This is a genomic window from Cohnella sp. (assembly GCF_041640265.1).
Taxonomy (GTDB): domain Bacteria; phylum Bacillota; class Bacilli; order Paenibacillales; family Paenibacillaceae; genus Cohnella.
Genome location: NZ_JBEQAP010000101.1, coordinates 1 through 4,765, shown reverse-complemented (window position 1 = coordinate 4,765; position 4,765 = coordinate 1). Strand labels below are relative to the sequence as shown.

General features: G+C 45.9%; 6 protein-coding genes and 1 pseudogene. 5 read left to right on the top strand and 2 right to left on the bottom strand.

Annotated features, from left to right (window positions below):
* Together ACESLK_RS29785 and tnpA are read right to left on the bottom strand one after the other, a co-directional pair.
* Positions 1-192: pseudogene (locus ACESLK_RS29785) on the bottom strand (hypothetical protein); the annotation flags it as partial.
* Positions 193-213: 21 nt separating this feature from the next.
* Positions 214-672 carry an IS200/IS605 family transposase gene (tnpA, locus tag ACESLK_RS29780; protein WP_373233479.1) on the bottom strand — a complete coding sequence of 153 codons (459 nt, stop codon included), beginning with the start codon at positions 670-672 and terminating at the stop codon, positions 214-216.
* A 592-nt stretch (positions 673-1,264) separates the two neighbouring features.
* Between tnpA and ACESLK_RS29775 the strand changes: the two genes are divergently transcribed.
* The 5 genes from ACESLK_RS29775 (at position 1,265) to ACESLK_RS29755 (ending at position 4,659) form a co-directional block, all read left to right on the top strand.
* Positions 1,265-2,407 carry an MBL fold metallo-hydrolase gene (locus ACESLK_RS29775; RefSeq protein ID WP_373233478.1) on the top strand — a complete coding sequence of 381 codons (1,143 nt, stop codon included), beginning with the start codon at positions 1,265-1,267 and terminating at the stop codon, positions 2,405-2,407.
* Positions 2,408-2,501: 94 nt separating this feature from the next.
* Positions 2,502-3,287: a sulfite exporter TauE/SafE family protein gene (locus tag ACESLK_RS29770; protein WP_373233477.1), complete on the top strand. Its 786-nt coding sequence runs from the start codon at positions 2,502-2,504 to the stop codon at positions 3,285-3,287.
* An 18-nt stretch (positions 3,288-3,305) separates the two neighbouring features.
* Positions 3,306-3,626: a rhodanese-like domain-containing protein gene (locus tag ACESLK_RS29765; protein WP_373233476.1), complete on the top strand. Its 321-nt coding sequence runs from the start codon at positions 3,306-3,308 to the stop codon at positions 3,624-3,626.
* Between the two features lie 34 nt (positions 3,627-3,660).
* The gene (locus ACESLK_RS29760) at positions 3,661-4,230 is read left to right on the top strand and encodes a sulfurtransferase TusA family protein (protein ID WP_373233481.1); all 570 of its coding nucleotides are present in this window, start codon (positions 3,661-3,663) and stop codon (positions 4,228-4,230) included.
* 30 nt (positions 4,231-4,260) lie between these two features.
* Entirely contained in the window at positions 4,261-4,659 is a 399-nt protein-coding gene (locus ACESLK_RS29755) for a DsrE/DsrF/DrsH-like family protein (RefSeq protein WP_373233475.1), read from the top strand.
* The last annotated feature ends 106 nt before the right edge of the window (positions 4,660-4,765 follow it).

Below are 4,765 nucleotides of genomic sequence, written 5' to 3'. Positions count from 1 at the left end.
CGCCTTTTGGCCAATGTGCTGAGACTGTAGCGATTTGACGTACTTCTCCTCCGCTCGATCCCATGGGATGAGGGCAGCGAGCTGGACCCAACGATTCATCGCGTTAAGCTTGCCACCAAAGGGAAGAATGAAGCTCCCCGCAGCAAGCTGCGGGGTATCTAATCTTACTAATTCGCTCCGCTCACTTTTTATTACTAATTCGCTTCGCTCACTTTAGAACAATACCAACTGTTCTCCTTCATCTCCTCGATGAAGTTGCTCGTACTCGTCTTCCTTGCCTTGCTGCTTTACGTAGTTCCGTACTGTTACTTCACTTCCAAATTTGCTTACTGTGTTTACGAAGTACCCATCTGACCAAAACTGCCCGCCCCATAATTTTTTCTTCACTTCAGGATGACGACTGAATATCTCTCTTGCCGTTATACTCTTGATCGTTTGTATGATCTTTGTAGGACTGTAACTCGGTACTGACTGTACCAGAAAGTGTACATGATTTTTATCTGTTCCTATCTCCAAAAATTCGATCTCATACCGTTTTGAGATTTCCAAACAGACTTCTTTCAATGTTTCATCTACTGCCTTGTTGAACACCGCTCTTCGATATTTTGCTGGGCATACAAAATGATACATAAGCACTGACACATTGTGTGATTTATGAATGTACTGACTCAAATCACAGCTGCTCCCTCTATGTCGCTTTTATGTGCTTATTATACAGCAAATCCTAAATTAGTTCGCAGCAAGCTGCGGGGAATTAAACCCGGAGTCATAAAAATCTTTCAACAAATCTGCCATGTCGCGGTTCTGCACAAACATTTCCACTCACTCCGTCTGCAAGGTTTTTTACCGTTTTCCCGTATTTTCCTTGCAGACAATTTCGACAAAAGTGCTCCAAATCCCTTGTGGATAAAGGGATTTTATTCATTCAGCAAGCCCTAAGTAAAATCATATAGAGCCGCCAAACTCCTGGCGGCTCTTTTGCTGTTTCAATAAGCATTTTACCACTAACTTTGCGGAGCCCATAGCAAAACAGATACCGACTTGGAGCGTTCTTTTATTTCTATGGTGGTAATTTGTAAAGGAATCATACCTGAGGTTTCTTCATTGTTAGTTGACAGCATCAAGTGAACAGTGTATTATACATTCATACCCCACTGGGTATATAATTTTACTTAAAATAATACCCTATGGGGTATGTGATGATTGAATCAGTAGTACAAGGGAAAAACTAAGTCATTATATTATGAAAGGAAGGAAATAGATAATGGGAACTACAATACCAGCAATGTCACCTCAACGACTGACGAAGAAAATTCTTGAGCATGAGGAGATTTTTATCCTTGATGTTCGAAATACTTCGGATTTCGACAACTGGAAAATTGAAGGCGGTAAGACGGAGATTTTGAATATCCCATATTTCGACTTGTTGGACGGGGTTGACGAGGAACTGGATAAGATTCCAAACGGCAAAGACATCCTTGTGGTTTGCGCCAAAGAAGGTTCTTCAATCTTCGTTGCGGAGCAGATTGCCGAAGCAGGTAGAACGAATGTTCATTATCTGAAGGGCGGCATGAAAGCTTGGAGCGAATACCTAGAGCCCGTCAAAGTCGGCGACCTGAAGGACGGAGGAGAACTGTACCAATTCGTTCGCATTGGAAAGGGCTGCTTGTCGTACATGGTATTGTCGGGCGGTGAGGCGGCGATGATCGACACACTGCGTATGATCGATGTTTTCGAACAATTCGCTAATGATAAAGGTGTTATAATCAAGCACACGATTGACACGCACTTACACGCCGACCATATTTCCGGTGGCAGATTGTTAGCTGAGAAAACCGGAGCGACTTACTGGCTTCCGCCAAAGGACGCAACGGAAGTCACCTTCGAATTCGAATCACTGGAAGAAGGGAAAGAAATTACGGTCGGCAACTCGAAAATTCGTATCCAACCCATCTATTCACCGGGACACACTATTGGTAGTACGTCCTTTATCATTGACGCACAATATTTGCTTAGCGGGGATATTCTGTTCGTCGAGTCCATCGGTCGTCCCGACTTAGCGGGCAAAGCAGAGGACTGGGTAACAGATCTCAGAAAGTCGCTGTATGAGACATACAAAAATCTATCTGAGGATCTTATAGTTCTTCCCGCACACTTCGGCAAAGTAACCGAATTGGGTGTAGGAGGCAAGGTTGCTGCTCGTCTCGGCGATCTGTTTAAGAACAATCCAGGGCTTAACATTCAAAGCGACGACGAATTTAGATCTGTAGTGACGGAGAACCTTCCGCCGCAGCCGAACGCATATCAAGAAATTCGTCAAACCAATATGGGACGAATAGCCCCGAGCGAAGAAGAACAACGGGAGATGGAGATGGGACCGAACCGTTGCGCCGTGCATGATAAGTAATGTTTGTCTATTATATTTTTTTATCATTTTTAATACCCTATAGGGTATTAATGGGTTTTGGAAATTATGTCATAGAGTTGAAAGGATTTCAGTTATGGATCTAGATATGATGTGGATACTCGTTCTGTTTGCCATCGGCTTTGTAGGGTCATTTATCTCGGGTATGGTTGGGATCGGCGGGTCGATTATTAAGTATCCGATGCTTCTATATATTCCGCCTGCCTTAGGATTCTTGGCTTTCACAGCCCAGGAAGTTGCAGCTGTAAGTGCGATTCAAGTGTTTTTTGCGACGTTGGCCGGGATGTTTGCTTACCGTAAAGGCGGCTTCATAAATAAGAAACTTGTTCTCTATATGGGCATTCCCATTGTCGTCGGAAGTTTCCTTGGTGGCTACGGCTCGAAGTTTCTTCCGGACAGTGCCATTAATATTACCTACGCGGTCATGGCGTTGGTAGCCGCTGTGATGATGTTCATGCCGAAGAAGGGTGTCGAGGACGGAGATTACAAGACGATTACATTCAACCGGGGATTGGCTTCCGTCTCTGCAGCCGTAGTCGGTGTCTTATCCGGAATCGTCGGAGCGGCCGGAGCATTCATTACCGTACCAATCATGCTCGTCTTGCTCAAAATCCCGACTAGGGTTGCAATTGCGTCTTCTCTTGCGATTACATTCATCTCCTCCATCGGGGCAACGACCGGTAAAATCATGGGAGGACATATGCTCTGGGTCCCTGCGGCCGTCATGGTCGTCGCCAGCATTATCGCTTCTCCAATTGGTGCGAAAGTCGGAAAGAAGATGAACGTGAAGTTGCTTCAAGGAATTCTCGCGGCTTTGATTACGGCAACTGTTATCAAAATCTGGCTTGATATTTTAACCTAACTTAGGGAGGTATGCGATATGGCTGGAAAATATTCTAAAGATATGCTGCCACAGGAAGTCGAAGAACGTTTAGCGAAAGGCGAAAAGCTGAATATTATTGATGTGCGTGAGCAGGATGAGTGGGATTCGGGTCATATCCCGAACGCCAGGCATCTCCCGCTCGGTTCAATCGGGCAACGACATGGCGAGTTGGATCGTTCTCAGCCCCATATCATCGTATGCCGCAGCGGAAACCGCAGCGGTCTGGCTTGCGAGCTGCTTGAAGAATTAGGTTATGACGTAATGAATATGCCCGGGGGAATGTCCAACTGGGAAGGCAAAGTAGCCTTAGGCACTTAATACACACAAGAGAGGAGTGCATCACATGACAGCCATGATTCAATCGAATCGAATGTTAGACTGCGAAGGTTTGGCTTGTCCGTTGCCGGTCGTGAAGACAAAGAAAGCCATTGAAGAAATGAATGCCGGAGAGGTGCTCGAAGTAAGGGCAACGGACAAGGGGTCGGTGGCCGATTTGCAGAGCTGGGCGAACCGGACAGGTCACCAATATATCGGTTTGAAGGAAGAAGGCGGTATCTACCGTCACTTCCTGAGGAAGTCCTCGGAAAGCGAGACTAAACCCGAGACGAAGCATCCGCATGTAATTAGCAACGAAAAACTAAGCCTAAAACTTAAAGATGGCGGAAATTTCAAAGTATTGGACGTTCGGGAACCGGCGGAATACAGCTTCAATCGCATTCCGGGAGCAATCTCCATTCCAATGGGTGAATTAGAGAAAAAGCTCGATACGCTCCCGAAAGACGCGGAGTATCTCGTGGTTTGCAGAACGGGCACCCGAAGCGATCTTGCCTGCCAACTGCTTTCCGAAAGAGGTTACTCTAAAGTTATAAATGTCGTACCGGGTATGTCTGCATGGGAAGGTCCCATGGAGCGAGACGAGTAAAAATCAACTACATCTTAGGAGGACAAAAACATGGCGAATAAACGAGTAGCGATTATTGCATCTTCTGCGGGATTAGAGTCGGCCTATAAAGTGCTAAACATCGCGACGGCCGCTGCGGCGTTGGATGCCGAAGTCGGAATATTCTTCACGTTCGAAGGGTTATCCATTATTCATAAGGATTCGGAGAAGATGCTCCAGTTGAAACCGGAAAATGCAGGACTCGCCGAAGGCTTCAAGAAAGTGAATGTACCTTCTGTACCGCAGCTTCTCGAAATTGCAAAAGAATCCAAAGTACGCATGATCGCTTGTCAGATGACAGTAGATGCGATGGGTCTTGAAGAAGGCCACTTTATCGACGGGATTGAATTCGGTGGAGCCGCGGCGTACCTCGACTTCGCCTTCGACGCGCAAGTCACCTTGAATTTCTAAACATATTACATAGACTCTCGGAATTGATGGGGGGTTGAGAAGGGGAGTCGGTGAAAATCCATCAATTTGGACTGGAAAAACTGGAAGATGGAAGTCGTTTTCAAAA